Genomic DNA, 17,770 nt, shown 5'->3' with positions numbered 1-17,770 from the left:
TCTCCCCGTCAGACGCGTTCGATGATCGTAGCGGTGCCCATGCCGGCGCCGATGCACAGCGTGACCAGCGCGGTGTTCAGATCGCGGCGCTCGAGTTCGTCCAGCACCGTGCCGAAGATCATCGCGCCGGTGGCGCCGAGCGGATGGCCCATGGCGATGGCGCCGCCATTGACGTTGATCTTGTCGTGCGGGATGTCGAAGGCCTGCATGTAGCGCAGCACGACCGAGGCGAAGGCCTCGTTGAGCTCGAACAGGTCGATGTCCGACAGCTTCATCTTGGCGCGCTTCAGGAGCTTCTCGGTAACGTCGACCGGGCCGGTGAGCATCAGCACCGGCTCGGAGCCGATATTGGCGAAGGTGCGGATGCGGGCGCGGGGCTTGAGACCCATCGCCTTGCCGGCCTTCTTCGAGCCGAGCAGGACGGCTGCCGCGCCATCGACGATGCCGGACGAATTGCCGGCGTGATGGACGTGGTTGACCTCTTCCACCTCGGGGTGCTTCTGCACCGCGACCGCGTCGAAGCCGCCCATTTCGCCGGGCATGACGAAGGATGGGTTGAGCGATGCCAGCGACTGCATGTCGGTCGAAGGCCGCATGTGCTCGTCATGGTCGAGTATGGTCAGGCCGTTCTGATCCCTGATCGGAATGACCGAATTCTTGAAGCGGCCATCGGCCCAGGATTTGGCGGCGCGCTTCTGGCTCTCGACCGCATAGGCGTCGACGTCGTCGCGTGAGAAACCGTATTTGGTGGCGATCAGGTCGGCCGAAATGCCTTGCGGCACGAACCAGCCAGGCAGGCCGACCGAAGGGTCCATGAACCAGGCACCGCCGGAGGCACCCATGCCGACGCGCGACATTGATTCGACGCCACCGGCGATGACGATCTCGTCGGCGCCCTGCGCGATCTTGGCGGCGCCGAAATTGATGGCGTCGAGACCCGAGGCGCAGAAGCGCGAGATCTGCATTCCGGGCGCCTTGGTGTCGTAGCCGGCCTCGAAGGCGGCGGCGCGTGGAATGACCGAACCCGCTTCGCCGACCGGATCGACGCAGCCGAAGATGATGTCGTCGACTGTGCCGGTGTCCAGCCCGTTGCGGTCGCGCAGCGCTTCCAGCGTCTTTGCGGCAAGCCGCACCGCCGGCACTTCATGCAGCGATCCATCCTTCTTGCCCTTGCCGCGCGGCGTGCGCACGGCGTCATAGACGTAAGCCTCAGCCATTTTCGTGCTCCTTGGGTTTGCCGGTCGCCGCTCTCAGAGCGAGCGGCCGATCAGCAATTTCATGATCTCGTTGGTGCCGCCGTAGATGCGCTGGACGCGAGCGTCGCGGAACATGCGGGCGATCGGGTATTCATTCATGTAGCCATAGCCGCCATGCAGTTGAAGGCATTCGTCGACGACTTTTCCCTGCAGGTCGGAGAGCCAGTATTTCGCCATCGAGGCCGTCACCGGGTCGAGGCCGCCATTGATGTGGCGCGTGACGCAGTCATTGTAGAAGACGCGGCCGATGGTCGCCTCGGTCTTAAGCTCGGCCAATTTGAACTGGGTGTTCTGGAAGTCGATGATCGCCTTGCCGAAGGCCTTGCGTTCCTTGACGTACTCGATGGTCAGCGCCAGCGCGCGCTCGATCATGGCGATGGCGCCGGTGCCGATCTGCAGCCGCTCCTGCGGCAATTGCTGCATCAGCTGGATGAAGCCCTGCCCTTCCTCGTGGCCGAGCAAATTGGAGGTCGGGACGCGCACGTCGTTGAAGAACAGTTCCGACGTATCGTTGGCCTTCAGGCCAATCTTGTCGAGGTTGCGGCCGCGCTCAAAACCTTCGACCTCGTCGGTCTCGACGATAATCAGCGAGGTGCCCTTGGCGCCCTTTTCCGGATCGGTCTTGGTGACGACGATGATGAAGTTGGCCAGTTGGCCGTTGGTGATGAAGGTCTTGGACCCATTGATCCTGTACTGGTTGCCGTCCTTCTCGGCCCGCGTCTTGACGCCTTGCAGGTCGGAACCGGCGCCCGGTTCGGTCATGGCGATGGCGCCGATGAGCTCGCCGGTGGCGAGCTTCGGCAGCCACTTCTTCTTCTGCTCTTGCGAACCGTAGTGAAGGATGTAAGGCGCGACGATCGAATTGTGCAGGCCGATGCCAAAACCGTCGACACCGACATGGCCGATGGCCTCGATGATGGCGCTCTCATGCGCGAAGGTGCCGCCGGAGCCGCCATATTCCTCCGGCATCGAGGCGCAGAGCAGCCCGGCGGCGCCGGCCTTCAGCCAGCTTTCGCGGTCGACCATCTCGTTCTTCTCGAACTCGTCGTAGCGCGGCGCGATCTCCTCCGACATGAAGCGGGTTGCCATGTCGTAGAGCATGCCGACCTCGTCCGCCGCCCAGGCGGGCTTGGGAAGGCCAAGTATTTCGGCGGGGCTGGTCATTTGGATATGGTACTCCTCCCAGAGCGCATCGTCAGCGTTAAGGCCGGCGCACGTCACGCTGGCCTCAACCGACCCTCCCCCCGAGGGAGGAGGGCAACTATCTTTAGAACGCTTCCGCGGGCAGGGCCATCAGCGTGTCCGCACCACTCGAAATACGGGCGAGATGGGCCGACGTCTCCGGCATGATCCGCTCCATGAAGAAGCGCGCCGTCACCACCTTGTTGTCGTAGAAGGACTGGGTGCCGTTGGCGCCGGTCTTGCCCTGAGCCGCCTTGGCCATCTGCGCCCACATGTAGCCCAGTGCGACAAGGCCGAAGAGATGCATGTAGTCGGTCGAGGCCGCGCCGGCATTGTCGGGCTTGGCCATGCCGTTCTGCACCAGCCACATAGTCGCCGCCTGCAGATCATTGAGGCCCTTCTTCAACCCCTTGGTGAAGGGCGCCATCTTCTCGTCGGCGCGGTTTTCCTCGCAGAATTCGCCGACCTCCTTGAAGAAGGCCTGGATGGCGCGGCCGCCATTCAGGCCGAGCTTGCGGCCGACGAGGTCGAGCGCCTGGATGCCGTTGGCGCCCTCATAGATCATGGCGATGCGGGCATCGCGCACGAACTGGCTCATGCCGTGCTCTTCGATATAGCCGTGACCGCCGAATACCTGCTGGGCCATGACGGCGTGGTCAAAACCCTTGTCGGTGAGCACGCCCTTGACCACCGGCGTCATCAGGCCGGTGTAGTCGTCGGCCGCTTGGCGGTCCTTGTCGTCTGCGGAGCGATGCGCGATGTCGGACTTGATCGCCGTCCACAGCGCCAGCGCGCGACCGGCCTCGTTGAAGGCCTTCATGGTCATCAAAGAGCGACGGATGTCGGGATGGACGATGATCGGGTCGGCCTTCTTGTCCGGCGCCTTGGCGCCCGACAGCGAACGGCCCTGCAAGCGGTCCTTGGCGTAGGCGACGGCGTTCTGGTAGGCGATCTCCGACAGCGAAAGCCCTTGCAGGCCGACGCCGAGGCGGGCCTCGTTCATCATCGTGAACATCGCCTTGAGGCCGCCATTCTCCTCACCGAGCAGCGTGCCTTCGGCCTCGTCATAGTTCATGACGCAGGTCGAATTGCCGTGGATGCCCATCTTCTCCTCGATCGAGCCACAGGAGAGCGTGTTGCGTTCGCCCGGATTGCCCGAAGCATCGAGCTTGAGCTTCGGCACGATGAACAGCGAAATGCCCTTGACGCCTTCCGGCGCGCCCTCGATGCGGGCCAGCACGAGATGGACGATGTTGTCCGACATGTCGTGTTCGCCGGCCGAGATGAAAATCTTCTGGCCCGAGATCTTGTAGGTGCCGTCGCCGTTCGGCACCGCCTTGGTGCGCAGCAGGCCGAGATCGGTGCCGCAATGCGGTTCGGTCAGGTTCATGGTGCCGGTCCAGGAGCCCTCGACCATCTTCGGCAGCCATTTGGCCTTCTGCTCGTCGGTGCCGTGGGTGATGATCGCCGCGATGGCGCCCTGGGTCAGGCCCGGATACATCATCAGCGACATGTTGGCCGAGACCATATATTCAGCGACGGCGGTGTGCACGGCATAGGGCAGGCCCTGGCCGCCGAACTCGACCGGCGCCGCCAGCCCCATCCAGCCGCCTTCGCGATACTGGTCGAAGGCCTCCTTGAAGCCTTTGGGCGTGGTCACCGAGCCGTCGTCGTGACGCACACAGCCTTCCATGTCGCCGACACGGTTGAGCGGATGCATGATGTTTTCGGCGAGCTTGGCGCCTTCAGCCAGAATCGCTTCCAGCACGTCCGGCGTCGCGTCGGCAAATCCGGGAAGGTTCGAATAGCGCTGATAGCCCAGCACATCATTGAGTACGAACAGCGTATCCTGGACCGGAGCCCTGTATGTCGGCATGCTTTTTCTCCACCCTGCGGACCTGGTCCGAAAGCCCCCGAATTCATGTCAGGGCAGCATGCGGACCCGTGTTGAAGCCGGGATAGCAAAAATTGACGTTTGCGTAAACGTCAATTTTTTCGATGCGACAAGATTTCCCGCCCAGCCCAGCTTGGTTAAGCTGGCGGCGCGACGCCATGCAGGCCAGCGCCGAGGGAACCAGTTGGGCAGACGCAGGCAACGAAAAAGCCGCGCGGCAGAGCCACGCGGCTTTGATGGTCGAGACTCCGACGGGGTCGGAACCGGTAGATTGCTTTAGCTCGCGACGCTCGCCTGCGGCGCCGTGCGCTCGGCCAACATTTGGCGCACCGCCGACATCGAGCCGGAGAGCTCGTTGATGGCGTCGTCGATCAGCGCCCGCTGCTTCTGCAGGCGGGCGAGCTGCTTCTCCGACTTGTCCAGCGCCAGCCGCAGCTGCTTGGTGTTGGAACCGGTCGGATCATAGAGATCCATCATCTGCTTGACGTCGCGCAGCGAGAACCCGACCTTGCGGCCGAGCAGGATCAGCTTCAGCCGGGCCTTGTCGCGGCGCGTGTAGAGACGGGTGGAGCCGTCGCGCTGCGGGTTGAGCAGGCCCTTGTCTTCGTAGAAACGCAGCGTGCGCAGCGTCACGCCGTATTTCTTGGCCATTTCGCCGATGCGGGCGAGGTCCTCGCCGGCTTCGACAGATACATTATTGGTATTGGCCGCGGTCTCGCCGGCCGAGATAAGCTTCATGGTCACTGGCTTTCCCCGTCTGGTGGCGTCGCGGTCCTGGACCATGCGTCGCCTGACTGGAAGCGGGGGCGTGCTTCCGGCCGTGGTTTCGACAAACAAAATCGCAAACAGCACACTCAAATGCGCCTTTTACGTTTACGTCAATTCTATACCGATAGCCGCCTCATGACGCAAGGGGCGTTCTGTGAAGGTGCTTTATGCCGCACCGTGGAAGCGAGAGCGAACTTCCTTCCAACTTCTTAAGCTTGGTTAACGCGTTGTTTACCACGTTGGGGGAAATGTGGGCGCGTCGGCTACCCGTGTTTATCCTGTATCGAATTTTTCACGGTTTTTCGGAGCGCGGGTGAAACCCCGGGAAGCTTGTCTTCCACCGTGGAAGCGCGGTCGCCTTCGTTCCGGCAGGGACTTGGGGAGCTGGTCGAAAGCCGGCCAATCTGAAAGACGGACGCACCGATGAACAGCAAGCGGTCCTATCTCGATACACTCAACGCCGGCAGGCAGCGCAAGCCGCAGACCACGCTCGAGCAACTGAACCGCTCGCTGGAGACGCTGGAACAGCGGCTGGGTCAGACCCGCGAGGAGGTGACGGCCCGGCCCGCTCCGCACCAATACGGCACCGACCCGCGCTATCCAGCCACCGAGCCGCGCTATCCTGCGGTCGACCCGCGTTATCCCGCCGCCCAGCCAACCGCTCAGCAGCGCTGGTATGAGGATCCGCGGCCAGCGGCGCGCCCGCAGACCCCGGCACCGGCCCCCAGCTTCGACCAGAACTACCAGGCCATCGCCCGTGACATCGACCGCGTGCGCGGCCAGGAAGACAGCGTCGCCATGGTCGGCAAGATCGCCGGTGAGTTGCGCGGCATGCGAGAGGAACTGCGCCACCAGATGACGGCGGGTCTGCAACGCGAATTCGATGCGCTGCGCAAGGATATCGACCGCGCCTTCCAGGCCAGCGCCAGGCCCGGCATTGCTGGCAAAGGCAGCGCCGAACTCGGCGTCGAATTCGAACGGCTTTCCGGCGCCATCAAGTCGCTGTCGGAGAAGAGCGACGACAGAAGCGTCAACATGCTGCGCCTGGAGCTCGAGCAGGTGAAGGCTGCGCTCGACACGCTGGCGCGCGAGGAGAGCGTGCAGAAGGTCGACCGCCGCTGGGACGATTTCGACCGCCGCTGGACGGCTTTCGAGGACCGTGTCGACGCCGATCAGCGCAAACGTTCCGACGATCCCGCCCTTGCGGCGCTGACCGACCGGCTGGAGCAGATCAGCAACGCCGTCAACAATCTGCCGGAATCGCTGTCGCTGCGCTCGCTCGAGGAAAAGGTGCGCACGCTGGCCGGCGCCGTCGAACACTTCGCGGGCCAGCAGGACAATCGCGGCAGCGACACGCTTGCCATGATCGACGAGCGGCTGGACGAGATTTCCCGCGCCATCGTTGCCTCGACCGTTGCGGCACAGGCCAATTCGGTCGATCACGAAGCCTTCGATCGTATCGAGAAGCGCATCGACTCGCTCGCCCGTCAGATCGAGGAAGTGGCGCAGGATCGCCCCGGCAACGCGGTCATGGATCGCCTGAGCACGCTGTCGAGCCGCGTTGACGAACTCGCCGGCCGCGCCAATTTGCCCGAGCAGGCGATGGAGCGGCTGGCCAAGCAGATCACCCTCATTGCCGACAAGATCGACCAGGCGCCGGCCATGCCCGACGCCGACTACATCTTCCACGGGCTCGAGCAGCGCTTCGATGTTCTGTCCGGCATGATGGAACGCCGCCAGGGCGATGCCATCGAACAGGGCAACATGCTGTTTCGCGATCTCGAGCGCCGTCTCGACGAGGTCGCCGACCGGCTCGACCAGCGCATCGCACCACAGATCGACAGCGCCGGCATCATGGAAGCCATCGACGCCCGCTTCACCGCACTCGCCACGCGCATGGAGACACGTGCCGCCGATCCCGCCGGCGAAGCGGCGATCCGTGGACTGGAAAGCCGGCTCGAGGACATTTCCAGCCGGCTCGACGCATCTGCGGCCCAGGTGGCCGGCATCGATCCGGCGCTGATCCGCAGCCTGGAGGCGCAAGTCGCCGGCCTGTCCGCGCATCTGTCCAGGCCCAGCACGCCGCTGCCGGAATTCGAGGACATCAGCCCGCGCCTCGACGAAATCGAAAAGGCGCTGGCCGGGACCCGCGATTCCATCCTCGGCGCGGCACGGGACGCGGCCGAGAACGCGGTGCGTTCGCTGGCCGGGTCGGACGCCAACGCGTCGGCGGTTTCCGGACTCGCCCAGGATCTGAAGACGCTGGAAACGCTGACGCGGCGCTCCGACGAGCGCAATTCGCGAACGTTCGAGGCCATCCACGACACGCTGCTCAAGATCGTCGACCGGCTGGGTTCGCTGGAAACCGACGAGCCGTCCGAAGCGGTGAGCGAGCTTCTGGCCACGCGCCAGGACGAGGCGGCCGGCAAACGCCGCACACGGACCACCAAGATGGCTGTCGAAGCGCCGTCGATGGATATCGACGAGCCGATGCCGCTGACCGGCGACATGGCCGATCTCGATGGCCGCGCCGCCGCCATAATGCGCAACGAGGGTGCGCGTGGCGACATGGGTGCGCGTGGCGACCTGGGCACGCGCACGCCGGCGGAAGCAGCAGCAGCCGCCGCCATGGCCGCACTCGGTTCCGATACCATCGCCGAAAAGGACCAGCCGGCAGGCCGCAAATCGATGTTCGGCGGGCTGGCCCGCGCCTTCAAGGGCAAGAAGGCGGCGGCGGACGTCCCGCCGCTGGCCGGTTCGCCGCCGAGCAGCGATATTCCGACTGTCGATCTTGACGAGCCGCTCGACCCGAAAGTGGCCAACCGCCCGCTGGAACCAGGCTCCGGCGCGCCCGACCTCAATGCCATCATGAAGCGGGTTCGCGACGAACGTGGCCAGCCGGCAAAGCTTGGCGAAAGCGACGCCGCGAAATCGGATTTCATCGCGGCCGCGCGGCGCGCGGCGCAGGCCGCCGCCGCCGAGGCCGACGCCCTGAAGCGACAGTCGACGGTGAAAGGCCCGGTGAAAGCGCTCAGGATCGGCGACCTGCTCAAGGCCCGACGCAAGCCGATCCTGATGGCGGCGGCGGCGATCATGCTGGCGCTTGCCGGCCTGCAGCTCGGCAAGGCGTTCCTCTCGGATCCGGTTCAGGTGGCAAACAACGACGCCGCACCGATCGTTGCCGCGCAGCCAGCGCAGACGGCATCCGTCGACACGGCGAGCCAGCCGAAGGCGCAAGCCCAGCCGGCGGCGACGGACAACGCGCCGGCCCGTGCCGTCAGGCAGGCCGAACAATCCGCGCCCATGACCAAGGACGACATGGTGGCGCAGACCGCCATGGCGATGCCGTCGGACACGGACGCAATGGCGAATACGGCGCCGGTCGCAGAGCCCGCCGCGCCTGCTGCTTCCACCGCCTCTTCCGGCCCCACGGCTTCGGCCGCCCCAGCACCAGTTGCGCCTATTGCCACGACCCCGATGGATACGACGGCTTCAGAGCCGGCAGCTGCTACCGGCGGTGCGCAAGCGACGGATACCGATACCCAGCCGGTCGCAGCCCCAACGGCGGCCAACGACGCCATCGCCAAGGACACGACCGGCGCCGTCGCGCCGGCAGGTGCAGCAGTCGCGAACAAGTACGACATTCCGGCCGATGCCGGCCCGGCCGCGCTACGCGATGCCGCCGCGGGTGGCGACGCCAAGGCGCTGTTCGAGATCGGCTCGCGCTACGCGGAATCGCGCGGCGTCAAGGAAGACATGGCCGCGGCCGCCAAATGGTACGAGAAATCGGCGGAACTCGGTTTCGCGCCGGCCGAATACCGCATCGGCAATTTCTATGAGAAGGGCATCGGCGTCGCCCGCGACATCAAGAAGTCGAAGACCTGGTACCAGATGGCCGCCGAGCAGGGCAATGCCAGCGCCATGCACAATCTGGCCGTGCTGTTCGCCATGGCCGCCGATGGCGTGACCGACAATGAATCGGCCGCGCACTGGTTCCAGGAGGCCGCCGATCTCGGCGTCAAGGACAGCCAGTTCAATCTCGGCATCCTCGCCGCCAAGGGCGTCGGCATGAAGCAGAACTTGGAGGAATCCTACAAATGGTTCGCTCTCGTCGCCAAGACCGGCGACAAGGACGCGGCCGCCAAGCGCGACGAGATCGCCAATGCGCTGCGGCCCGAGCAGCTCGAGCGGGCGCGCGCCGCGACCGAATTGTGGAAGGCCAAGCCGCTCAATGCGGCGACCAATTCGGCCGACATTCCCGAATCCTGGCAGGAAGGCACGCCGCAGACGACCGCCGGCATCGACATGAAGAAGGCGGTCAAGAACATCCAGCTCATCCTCAACAAGAACGGCTATGATGCCGGCGGCGCCGACGGCGTCATGGGCGAGAAGACCAAGAACGCGATCATCGCCTTCCAGACCGACAACAAGCTGCCGGCGACCGGCGCCGTCGATGAAAAACTGGTCCGGGCGCTGCTGGCGCGCAAATAACAGCGAAGCGTCGTTTCCACGACGCTCTTGCCACACATTTGCCTGTTAACTGATTGAGATATTTTTTGTTTCGGCGCGGCGACGGGGTTTGACCCCGCCGCCGCGTCGGTGCAAGGAAAAATTGGCTTTTCGGTGCGAGACTGCCCGGAACGGCTGCATTCGCCGACAGGCAAACTGATCGAGACTGACGGGTGGGCATCTATCTCCCGATTGCGGAAATTTCCGTCAACGTCTTCGTGCTGCTGGCCATGGGCGCTGCGGTGGGCTTCCTGTCGGGCATGTTCGGCGTCGGCGGCGGGTTCCTCATCACGCCGCTCCTGATCTTCTACAACATCCCCCCGGCGATCGCGGTCGCCACCGGCGCCAACCAGGTCATCGCCTCTTCCGTCTCCGGCGTGCTTTCGCACATGAAGCGGGGCACGCTCGACTTCAAGCTCGGCGGCGTGCTCCTGGCCGGCGGCATCATCGGCTCCACCGCCGGTATCTACGTGTTCGCCTTCCTGCGCCGGCTCGGCCAGCTCGACCTGTTCATCTCGCTGCTTTATGTCGTGCTGCTCGGCACGGTCGGTGGGCTGATGCTGGTCGAAAGCATCAATGCGCTGCGCGCCACACGCAGTGGTGCGGCGCCGGTGCTGAAGAAATCCGGCCAGCACAACTGGATCCACCGGCTGCCGCTGAAGATGCGCTTCAGGGCGTCGAAACTGTTCGTCAGCGTCATCCCGGTGCTCGGCCTTGGCGCCGGCATCGGCTTCCTGTCGTCGATCATGGGTGTCGGCGGCGGCTTTATCATGGTGCCGGCGCTGATCTATCTGCTGAAAGTGCCGACCAATGTCGTTATCGGCACCTCGCTGTTCCAGATCATCTTCACGTCCGCCTACACCACGCTGGTCCACGCCACCACGAACCAGACGGTCGATGTCGTGCTGGCCTTCCTGTTGATGGCGGGCGGCGTCGCCGGCGCGCAATATGGCGCCAAGGCCGGCCAGAGGCTGCGCGGCGAGCAGCTCAGGGCGCTGCTGGCCTTGCTGGTGCTGGCTGTGGCGATCCGGCTCGCCATCGATCTCTTCGTCACCCCGCCCAATCTCTATTCGCTGTCCGCCGCGGGCCTCAACTGATGGAAGGCCCGAAAACATTCGCAGCCGCCATCCTCCTGTCACTGTTTGCCGCCGGCGCACCGGCGAAGGCACAGACGCCGCTGACGGAAGGCATCCAGATCGGTCTCTCCACCGACAATGTCTCGATCACCGCCGGTTTTTCCGGCGCCGACCTGACCATCTTCGGCTCGCTGGAAAATCCCGATCCGCTGGTCGCCCGCCAGGGTCGCTACGACGTCATCGTCGTACTCGAAGGGCCACCCAAGCCGGTCGTGGTGCGCCGCAAGGACCGGGTGCTCGGCGTCTGGGTCAATCTGGACTCCGAAACCTTCGAGAACGTGCCGGTCTCCTATTCGGTGGCGACGACGCGGCCGCTGCAGGACATCACAGAACCGAACAGCTACAAGCAGCTGTCGCTCGGCGCCTCCAATCTCTACATGCAGCCCGCCGACGCCGGCGACAGCCCGGCGACGATCGAGGAATTCACCGCGGCGTTGCGCGAGCGCAAGGGAGCGGCAGGCCTCTACAGCGAGAATGTCGGCGGCGTGCAGTTCCTGTCGCAGAACCTGTTCCGCGCCACCGTCAGGCTGGCACCGAATGTTCCGGTCGGCACCCACAAAGCCCGCGCGTTCCTGTTCAAGAGCGGCCTGTTCATCAAGGAGAGCTCTGCCCAGCTCGAAATCCGCAAGTCCGGCTTCGAGCAGTCTATCTTCCGGGTCGCCCATGACTACTCCTTCCTCTATGGCGTCTTCGCCATATCGCTGGCCATGCTGACGGGCTGGCTCGGCAGGCTGATCTTCCGCAAGGACTGAGACGTCCAAAAGGGGGTTTCCCTTTCCCGCGCCATGCTATAGACCGCACCTCCCCGCCCAACGGGCAAGCACGCACAATTCAATTCGGCAGAGCGGTCCGGTCGCCCGGAACCACAGCGCACGCTTCTCCCGCGAGCGCCGATCCGCTGTCTGCCGCCAATGACAGGAGGCTGCTTTGCGACCAGCATTCGCCGGTATCGATTTCGGCACTTCGAACTCCACGGTCGGCGTGGTCCGCAACGGGCAACCGCACCTCGTCGCGCTTGAAGGCGGCCAGGTCACGCTGCCCAGCGCGGTGTTCTTCAATTTCGAGGATGGCCGCATCTGTTTTGGCCGCCAGGCCATCGCCAACTACACCGACAGCGTGGAAGGCCGGCTGATGCGCTCGCTGAAGAGCGTGCTGGGCAGCTCGCTGGCGCATGAGAAGACGCGCATCAAGGCGCGCTCGATCGGCTTCATGGAGATCATCGGCCTGTTCCTCGGCCATCTGAGGAAGAAGCTTGAAGAAGATGGCGGCGATCTGGTCGAGACCGTGGTGCTCGGCCGTCCGGTACAATTCGTCGATGACGACCCACAGGCCGACGCGAACGCCCAGAGCGACCTGGAAAAGGCCGCGCATGCGCAAGGCTTCAAGCACATCGCCTTCCAGTTCGAGCCGATCGCCGCCGCACTCGATTACGAGCAGAGGGTGACGCGCGAAGAGCTGGCGCTGATCATCGACATGGGCGGCGGCACGTCTGACTTTTCAGTCGTGCGCGTCTCGCCGGAGCGTGCCCGATTGCCGGACCGCAAGGACGATATCCTGGCCAGCCGGGGTGTCCATATCGGCGGTACGGATTTCGACCGGCTGCTCAGCATTGCCCATGTCATGCCGCAGCTCGGCTATTTGACCCCGACCAAGGACGGCAAGCGCAATCTGCCGGCCAGCTACTTCATCGATCTGGCGACATGGCAGCGCATCAACCTGGTCTACACCGCCAAGGCGATGACGCATCTGCGCCAGATCCGCTACGAGGCCGCGCGCGCCGACCTGGTCGACCGCTTCATCCACATCGTCGAGCACCGCTATGGGCACGCTTTGGCGGCATTGGTCGAAAAGGCCAAGATAGAGTTGACCGACCTGTCATCGGCCGAAGTCGCGGTGAGGCTATCCGACGTGGAGTTCGCCGCCGAAATCACGCGTGATGGACTGGACGCCACCATCGCCCGGGACATCGAGCGGGTCACCGCGACGGTGGCTGAGACCATGCGCGATGCTGCGGTCAAGCCGTCCGACATCACCGCGGTGTTCCTGACCGGCGGCTCGACCGCGATTCCGCTGGCAAGACGGGAAATCCTGTCGCTGGTGCCGCAGGCTTCGGTCATCGACGGCGACATGTTCGGCTCGGTCGGGCTTGGCCTGGCTTTGGATGCCCAGCGCAAGTTCGGCTGACTAAAGGTCGCTCCCCTTAGTGTCTGCGCCGAGATGCGCCTTCAGCGCCATTTGGGCCAGGCTTGCCTGGCGGTCGCGGTGGGTGATCATGGCGAAGTCGCGTTTCGGCAGTTCGAGCGGCACGGACCGCAGGCTGCCTTCGGCAACGGCGCGTCCGACGACGAGCTCCGAAATGATGGTGGCGCCGGCACCCGCCTCGACCGCCTGGCGAACCGCCTCGTTGCTTGGCAGCACCAGGAACACCTGCAAATCGGCTAGCGAAATTCCCTCGCGCCTCGCCAGATCCTCCAGCACCTCGCGCGTGCCCGACCCACCCTCGCGGATGATCCAGCGCAGGCCCTTGATGTCGGGACGGCCCGGCGCGGTTTCGACGATTTCGGGATGTGACGCGGCAACCACCAGCATCAACCGGTCGGTGTCGACCTTGGCGCGGCGCAATATGTCGGATTCGGTGCGCCCCTCGACCAGGCCGAGATCGGCTGTTCCATCCAGCACGCTGGCCTCGACCTGTCTCGTGTTGCCGATGCTGACGCTCAGCCGCACCGCGGGGTAGGCCTCGTGGAAGGAGGCCAGCCTTCGCGGCAGCCAGTAGCTGGCGATGGTCAGGCTGGCGGCGATAGAGAGGCTGCCGGCGACCGTCTGCGAGACATGTTCCAGCACATTGCGGGCGGCGGCGGCCCGCTCCAGCACGGCCTTGGCTTCCGGCAGGAACCGGTGGCCGGTCTGGGCAAGCTCTATGTTGCGGCCGACGCGGTTGAACAGATGGACGCCGTGCTGCTCTTCAAGCGCGCGGATGGCAGCCGACGCCGCCGACTGGGAGATACCCAAAAGCTCCGCCGCCTTGGTCATGTGGCCGCGCTCGGCGACGGCGACGAAAATGCGCAACTGATCCAGGGTCATGTCAGCATTAAGAACCAATATCGATCGAATTTACAAGAACAACTGATTAGACGGATCGATAGCTTCATTCTACATTTTCACGCGAAGTTAGAAAAAATTCGCCAGCGGATGGCAGAGACTAAAATGATCGGGCGGTTCAAGTCCCTTCTCGCACATTGGACCCGCGGCATCCGCAGACGGCTGACCGGCGATCGCTACCATCCGGAAGAGCATTACATGCGCGGCCCCGGGCCGAAGACTCGAGCCAAATCCGCCGGCCGCGCGGGCACATCCGGATCATGAGGCATTCACCGCCGCGCGGCGCGAATTCGGCACCATCGCAACGCCCGCTTGCCGACACGCGCGCGCCCGATGAAGGCGACGGCGTCGACACCTCGCCTGGCATTTCCGACAGCGTTGCCAAGACCACCTGCTACATGTGCGCCTGCCGCTGCGGCATCGACGTCCATATCAAGGACGGCAAGGTCCGCTACATCAACGGCAACAAGGACCATCCGGTCAATCGCGGCGTGATCTGCGGCAAGGGCAGTTCCGGCATCATGCAGCATTACAGCCCGGCCCGGCTGAAGAAGCCGCTGCTGCGTTCCGGGCCGCGCGGCTCGGGCGTGTTCCGCGAGATCGAGTGGGAAGAAGCGTTCTCGATCGCGACGGAGCGTCTCTCGGCAGTTCGTCGTACCGATCCGAAAAAACTCGCTTTCTTCACCGGCCGCGACCAGTCGCAATCCTTGACCGGTTGGTGGGCGAGTCAGTTCGGCACACCGAATTTCGCCGCCCATGGCGGCTTCTGCTCGGTCAACATGGCGGCCGGCGGGCTCTATTCGATCGGCGGCTCGTTCTGGGAGTTCGGCGAGCCTGACTGGGATAACACACGATATTTCATGCTGTTCGGCGTCGCCGAAGACCATGATTCCAACCCGATCAAGATCGGGCTGGGCAAGCTCAAGGCGCGCGGCGCCAAGGTGGTGTCGATTAATCCGTGCCGCACCGGCTACAATGCGATTGCCGACGACTGGATCGGCATCCGGCCCGGAACGGACGGCCTGTTCGTCTTCGCCCTCATCCACGAATTGCTGAAGGCCGGCCGCGTCGATCTCGACTATCTGCTCCGCTACACCAACGCCCATGTCCTCGTCGTGCAGGAGCCTGGCGCCTCCGACGACGGGCTGTTCGTCCGCGACGCCGACGGCAATCCGCTGGCCTGGGACAGGGTGGCGAAGACCGCCGTCAAGGCAACCGACACGGAAGCGAAGCCGGCGCTGACCGGCAGCTTCGAAGTCGGCGGCCGCCGCTGTACGCCGGTGTTCCAGTTGATCGCCGACCGCTATCTCGATGACAGCTACGCGCCGGATGCGGTCGCCGAGCGCTGCGGCATTGCCGCCGATAGGATCCGCCGGATCGCCGCCGAACTCGCCCATGTCGCCTTCGAACAGGCAATCGAACTGCCGGTGGCTTGGACCGACTGGGCCGGGCGCCGGCACGAGACGATCAAGGGCCGACCGGTTTCGATGCATGCCATGCGCGGTATATCAGCCCATTCGAACGGTTTTCACTCTTGCCGCGCCATCCATCTGCTGCAGGTGCTGCTCGGCACAGTGGATGTTCCCGGCGGCTTCCGCTTCAAGCCGCCCTACCCCAGATCGGCGCCGCCGGGCCCGAAACCCGCGGGCAAGACGGTCAAGCCGATGACGCCGCTGGACGGCATGCCGCTTGGCTTCGTCTGCGGACCGGACGACCTGCTGGTCGACGAAGACGGCACGCCGACCCGCATCGACAAGGCCTATTCCTGGGACGCGCCGCTGGCTGCGCACGGGCTGATGCACACCGTCATCCGCAATGCCTGGGCGGGCGATCCCTACAAGATCGACACGCTGATGATGTACATGTCGAACATGGCCTGGAATTCCTCGATGAACACCGTCGAGACGATTGCCATGCTGACCGACCATGACGAGGCGGGCAACTACAAGATCCCCTTCATCATCTATTCCGACGCCTATTATTCCGAGACGGTGCCGTTCGCCGACCTCGTGCTGCCGGATACGACCTATCTCGAGCGGCATGACTGCATCAGCCTGCTCGACCGGCCGATCAGCCATGCCGACGGGCCGGGCGATGCCATCCGCCATCCCGTCGTCGAGCCGGACCGCGACGTCAGGCCGTTCCAGTCGGTGCTGATCGAACTGGGCGCCCGGCTGCGCCTGCCCGGTTTCGTCGACGAGGACGGATCGGCGAAGTATGCCGACTATGCCGACTATATCGTCAGTCATGAACGCACACCGGGCATCGGCCCGCTGGCCGGCTGGCGCGGCAAGGATGGAACGTCGATCGGCAAGGGCGAGGCCAATCCGGACCAGTTGCAGCGCTACATCGACAATGGGGGCTTCTGGCATCACGACTTCGCTCAGGACCAGCGCTACTACAAGATGGCCAACCGCTCCTATCTCGATTTCGCGGTGCAGATGGGTTTCATCCCGAAGGCGGAGCCGATCATCTTCCAGCTCTATTCCGAGCCGTTGCAGCGGTTTCGGCTCGCCGCACGCGGCCATGGCCGTGTTCAGCCGCCGGAGGCCGAGCGCCAGCGCATCGAGACCTACATGGATCCGCTGCCGTTCTGGTACATGCCGTTCGAGGAAGCGGTGGTCGACCTCGAAAAATACCCACTGCACGCGCTGACGCAGCGGCCGATGCACATGTATCATTCCTGGGGCTCGCAGAATGCGTGGCTGCGGCAGATCACCAGCCAGAACCGGCTGTTCGTGCACCACCGCACTGGTGCCGGTCTAGGCCTCGTCGACGACGACTGGGTGTGGATAGAAAGCATCAACGGCAGAGTGAAGGGGCAAATCAAGCTGGTCGACGGGGTGAACGAAAGCACGGTCTGGACCTGGAACGCGATCGGCAAAAGGCGCGGCAGCTGGGGACTGAAAGATGATGCCGCCGAGAGCAATCGCGGCTTCCTGCTCAACCATATCATCGGCGACCAGACCTCGGCCGACGCACAGGGCAAACGCTATTCGAACTCCGATCCTGTCACCGGCCAGGCCGCGTGGTTCGATCTGCGCGTGCGCATCGTCAAATGCGCTGATGAGGAAGCCGGCTTCACCGAGCCGCAATTCGAGCGTTTCAGCCAACCGCCGCATTTCGAGCCGTCGCTCGACAGATTGAGCTTCGGCGCCGAATTCCGCCGGGCAAGAGAGGCCGCCGAATGACCTGCCTTCCCGCCCAAACCGACAAGAAACTTGGTCTCGTCATCGACCTCGACACGTGCGTCGGCTGCCAGGCTTGCGTCACCGCCTGCAAGGAATGGAACACCGGCGGCCACATGGCGCCGTTGACCGACATCGACCCCTATGGCGGCCATGTCGACGGCGTCTGGTTCAACCGCGTGCACAGCTATGAGCACACGACAGAGATGGGCGGGCGCACGGTCAACTTCCCGCGCTCCTGCCTGCATTGCGAGACGCCGGCCTGCGTCACCGTCTGCCCGACCGGCGCCTCTTACAAGCGAGCCTCGGACGGCATCGTGCTGATCGACGAGGACAAGTGCATAGGCTGCAAATTGTGCAGCTGGGCCTGCCCCTATGGCGCGCGCGAATTCGACACCGATGTCGGCGTGATGAAGAAATGCACGCTCTGCATCGACCGCATCTACAACGACAATCTGGCTGAAGAAGACCGCGTGCCGGCCTGTGTGGCCGCTTGCCCGACGAGCGCCCGGCATTTCGGTGATCTCGGCGATCCTCACTCCGCCGTCTCGCAACTGGTGGCGGAGCGCGGCGGCGTCGACCTGATGCCGGAACTGGGCTATCACCCGACCAACAAATATCTGCCGCCGCGCGCCCATACAAAGCGCGCCGCATCGGTGCCGGCGAAGGCGCTGGAGCCGGTGCGGGCCGAAGGCGGCTTCCTCGGCTGGGTCGACCGCATGCTTTCGAACTGAC

General features: G+C 64.4%; 11 protein-coding genes. 6 read left to right on the top strand and 5 right to left on the bottom strand.

Going from position 1 to position 17,770, the window contains the following annotated elements; genetic code table 11:
• Positions 1-8: 8 nt before the first annotated feature.
• The 4 genes from AB4Z43_RS20360 to AB4Z43_RS20345 all read right to left on the bottom strand — a co-directional run bounded on the left by AB4Z43_RS20360 (position 9) and on the right by AB4Z43_RS20345 (position 5,070).
• The gene (locus AB4Z43_RS20360; protein ID WP_019863123.1) at positions 9-1,217 is read right to left on the bottom strand and encodes an acetyl-CoA C-acetyltransferase; all 1,209 of its coding nucleotides are present in this window, start codon (positions 1,215-1,217) and stop codon (positions 9-11) included.
• Between the two features lie 33 nt (positions 1,218-1,250).
• Positions 1,251-2,420 carry an acyl-CoA dehydrogenase family protein gene (locus AB4Z43_RS20355; protein WP_441938812.1) on the bottom strand — a complete coding sequence of 390 codons (1,170 nt, stop codon included), beginning with the start codon at positions 2,418-2,420 and terminating at the stop codon, positions 1,251-1,253.
• 103 nt (positions 2,421-2,523) lie between these two features.
• Entirely contained in the window at positions 2,524-4,314 is a 1,791-nt protein-coding gene (locus AB4Z43_RS20350) for an acyl-CoA dehydrogenase (protein ID WP_038644433.1), read from the bottom strand.
• A 294-nt stretch (positions 4,315-4,608) separates the two neighbouring features.
• Complete coding sequence (locus AB4Z43_RS20345) at positions 4,609-5,070, bottom strand: MerR family transcriptional regulator (RefSeq protein ID WP_081296132.1); 462 nt, start codon at positions 5,068-5,070, stop codon at positions 4,609-4,611.
• 453 nt (positions 5,071-5,523) lie between these two features.
• Between AB4Z43_RS20345 and AB4Z43_RS20340 the strand changes: the two genes are divergently transcribed.
• The 4 genes from AB4Z43_RS20340 (at position 5,524) to AB4Z43_RS20325 (ending at position 12,929) form a co-directional block, all read left to right on the top strand.
• Entirely contained in the window at positions 5,524-9,591 is a 4,068-nt protein-coding gene (locus tag AB4Z43_RS20340) for a peptidoglycan-binding protein (RefSeq protein WP_441938811.1), read from the top strand.
• Between the two features lie 191 nt (positions 9,592-9,782).
• The gene (locus AB4Z43_RS20335) at positions 9,783-10,706 is read left to right on the top strand and encodes a sulfite exporter TauE/SafE family protein (protein WP_019863118.1); all 924 of its coding nucleotides are present in this window, start codon (positions 9,783-9,785) and stop codon (positions 10,704-10,706) included.
• Positions 10,706-11,497: a TIGR02186 family protein gene (locus AB4Z43_RS20330; protein ID WP_019863117.1), complete on the top strand. Its 792-nt coding sequence runs from the start codon at positions 10,706-10,708 to the stop codon at positions 11,495-11,497. Before AB4Z43_RS20335 ends, AB4Z43_RS20330 begins: the two co-directional genes overlap by 1 nt.
• A gap of 175 nt (positions 11,498-11,672) precedes the next feature.
• Positions 11,673-12,929 carry an Hsp70 family protein gene (locus AB4Z43_RS20325; protein ID WP_019863116.1) on the top strand — a complete coding sequence of 419 codons (1,257 nt, stop codon included), beginning with the start codon at positions 11,673-11,675 and terminating at the stop codon, positions 12,927-12,929.
• On the opposite strand, the gene AB4Z43_RS20320 is transcribed toward AB4Z43_RS20325, so the two are convergent.
• Positions 12,930-13,829 carry a LysR family transcriptional regulator gene (locus tag AB4Z43_RS20320; protein ID WP_069090953.1) on the bottom strand — a complete coding sequence of 300 codons (900 nt, stop codon included), beginning with the start codon at positions 13,827-13,829 and terminating at the stop codon, positions 12,930-12,932.
• Between the two features lie 278 nt (positions 13,830-14,107).
• Here AB4Z43_RS20320 and AB4Z43_RS20315 point away from each other — a divergent pair, with 278 nt between their 5' ends.
• A complete protein-coding gene (locus AB4Z43_RS20315) occupies positions 14,108-17,038 on the top strand; it encodes a molybdopterin oxidoreductase family protein (protein WP_069090952.1) in 2,931 nt (976 codons plus the stop codon).
• Positions 17,035-17,769 (top strand): 4Fe-4S dicluster domain-containing protein, encoded by a 735-nt coding sequence (locus AB4Z43_RS20310; protein ID WP_441938810.1) that lies wholly within the window; start codon positions 17,035-17,037, stop codon positions 17,767-17,769. Before AB4Z43_RS20315 ends, AB4Z43_RS20310 begins: the two co-directional genes overlap by 4 nt.
• Position 17,770 lies beyond the last annotated feature (1 nt).

This window comes from Mesorhizobium sp. 2RAF45 (genome assembly GCF_052115225.1).
GTDB classification, from domain to species: Bacteria; Pseudomonadota; Alphaproteobacteria; order Rhizobiales; family Rhizobiaceae; genus Mesorhizobium; species Mesorhizobium jarvisii.
This window is presented reverse-complemented; position numbering and strand designations above follow the sequence as displayed.

What these genes read in the sequence shown, in the direction of transcription:
- AB4Z43_RS20345 (WP_081296132.1), bottom strand. Translation starts at nt 5,070, where the DNA reads ATGAAGCTTATCTCGGCCGGCGAGACCGCGGCCAATACCAATAATGTA.
- AB4Z43_RS20320 (WP_069090953.1), bottom strand. Translation starts at nt 13,829, where the DNA reads ATGACCCTGGATCAGTTGCGCATTTTCGTCGCCGTCGCCGAGCGCGGC.
- AB4Z43_RS20310 (WP_441938810.1), top strand. Translation starts at nt 17,035, where the DNA reads ATGACCTGCCTTCCCGCCCAAACCGACAAGAAACTTGGTCTCGTCATC.
- AB4Z43_RS20360 (WP_019863123.1), bottom strand. Translation starts at nt 1,217, where the DNA reads ATGGCTGAGGCTTACGTCTATGACGCCGTGCGCACGCCGCGCGGCAAG.
- AB4Z43_RS20315 (WP_069090952.1), top strand. Translation starts at nt 14,108, where the DNA reads ATGAGGCATTCACCGCCGCGCGGCGCGAATTCGGCACCATCGCAACGC.
- AB4Z43_RS20355 (WP_441938812.1), bottom strand. Translation starts at nt 2,420, where the DNA reads ATGACCAGCCCCGCCGAAATACTTGGCCTTCCCAAGCCCGCCTGGGCG.
- AB4Z43_RS20350 (WP_038644433.1), bottom strand. Translation starts at nt 4,314, where the DNA reads ATGCCGACATACAGGGCTCCGGTCCAGGATACGCTGTTCGTACTCAAT.
- AB4Z43_RS20340 (WP_441938811.1), top strand. Translation starts at nt 5,524, where the DNA reads ATGAACAGCAAGCGGTCCTATCTCGATACACTCAACGCCGGCAGGCAG.
- AB4Z43_RS20330 (WP_019863117.1), top strand. Translation starts at nt 10,706, where the DNA reads ATGGAAGGCCCGAAAACATTCGCAGCCGCCATCCTCCTGTCACTGTTT.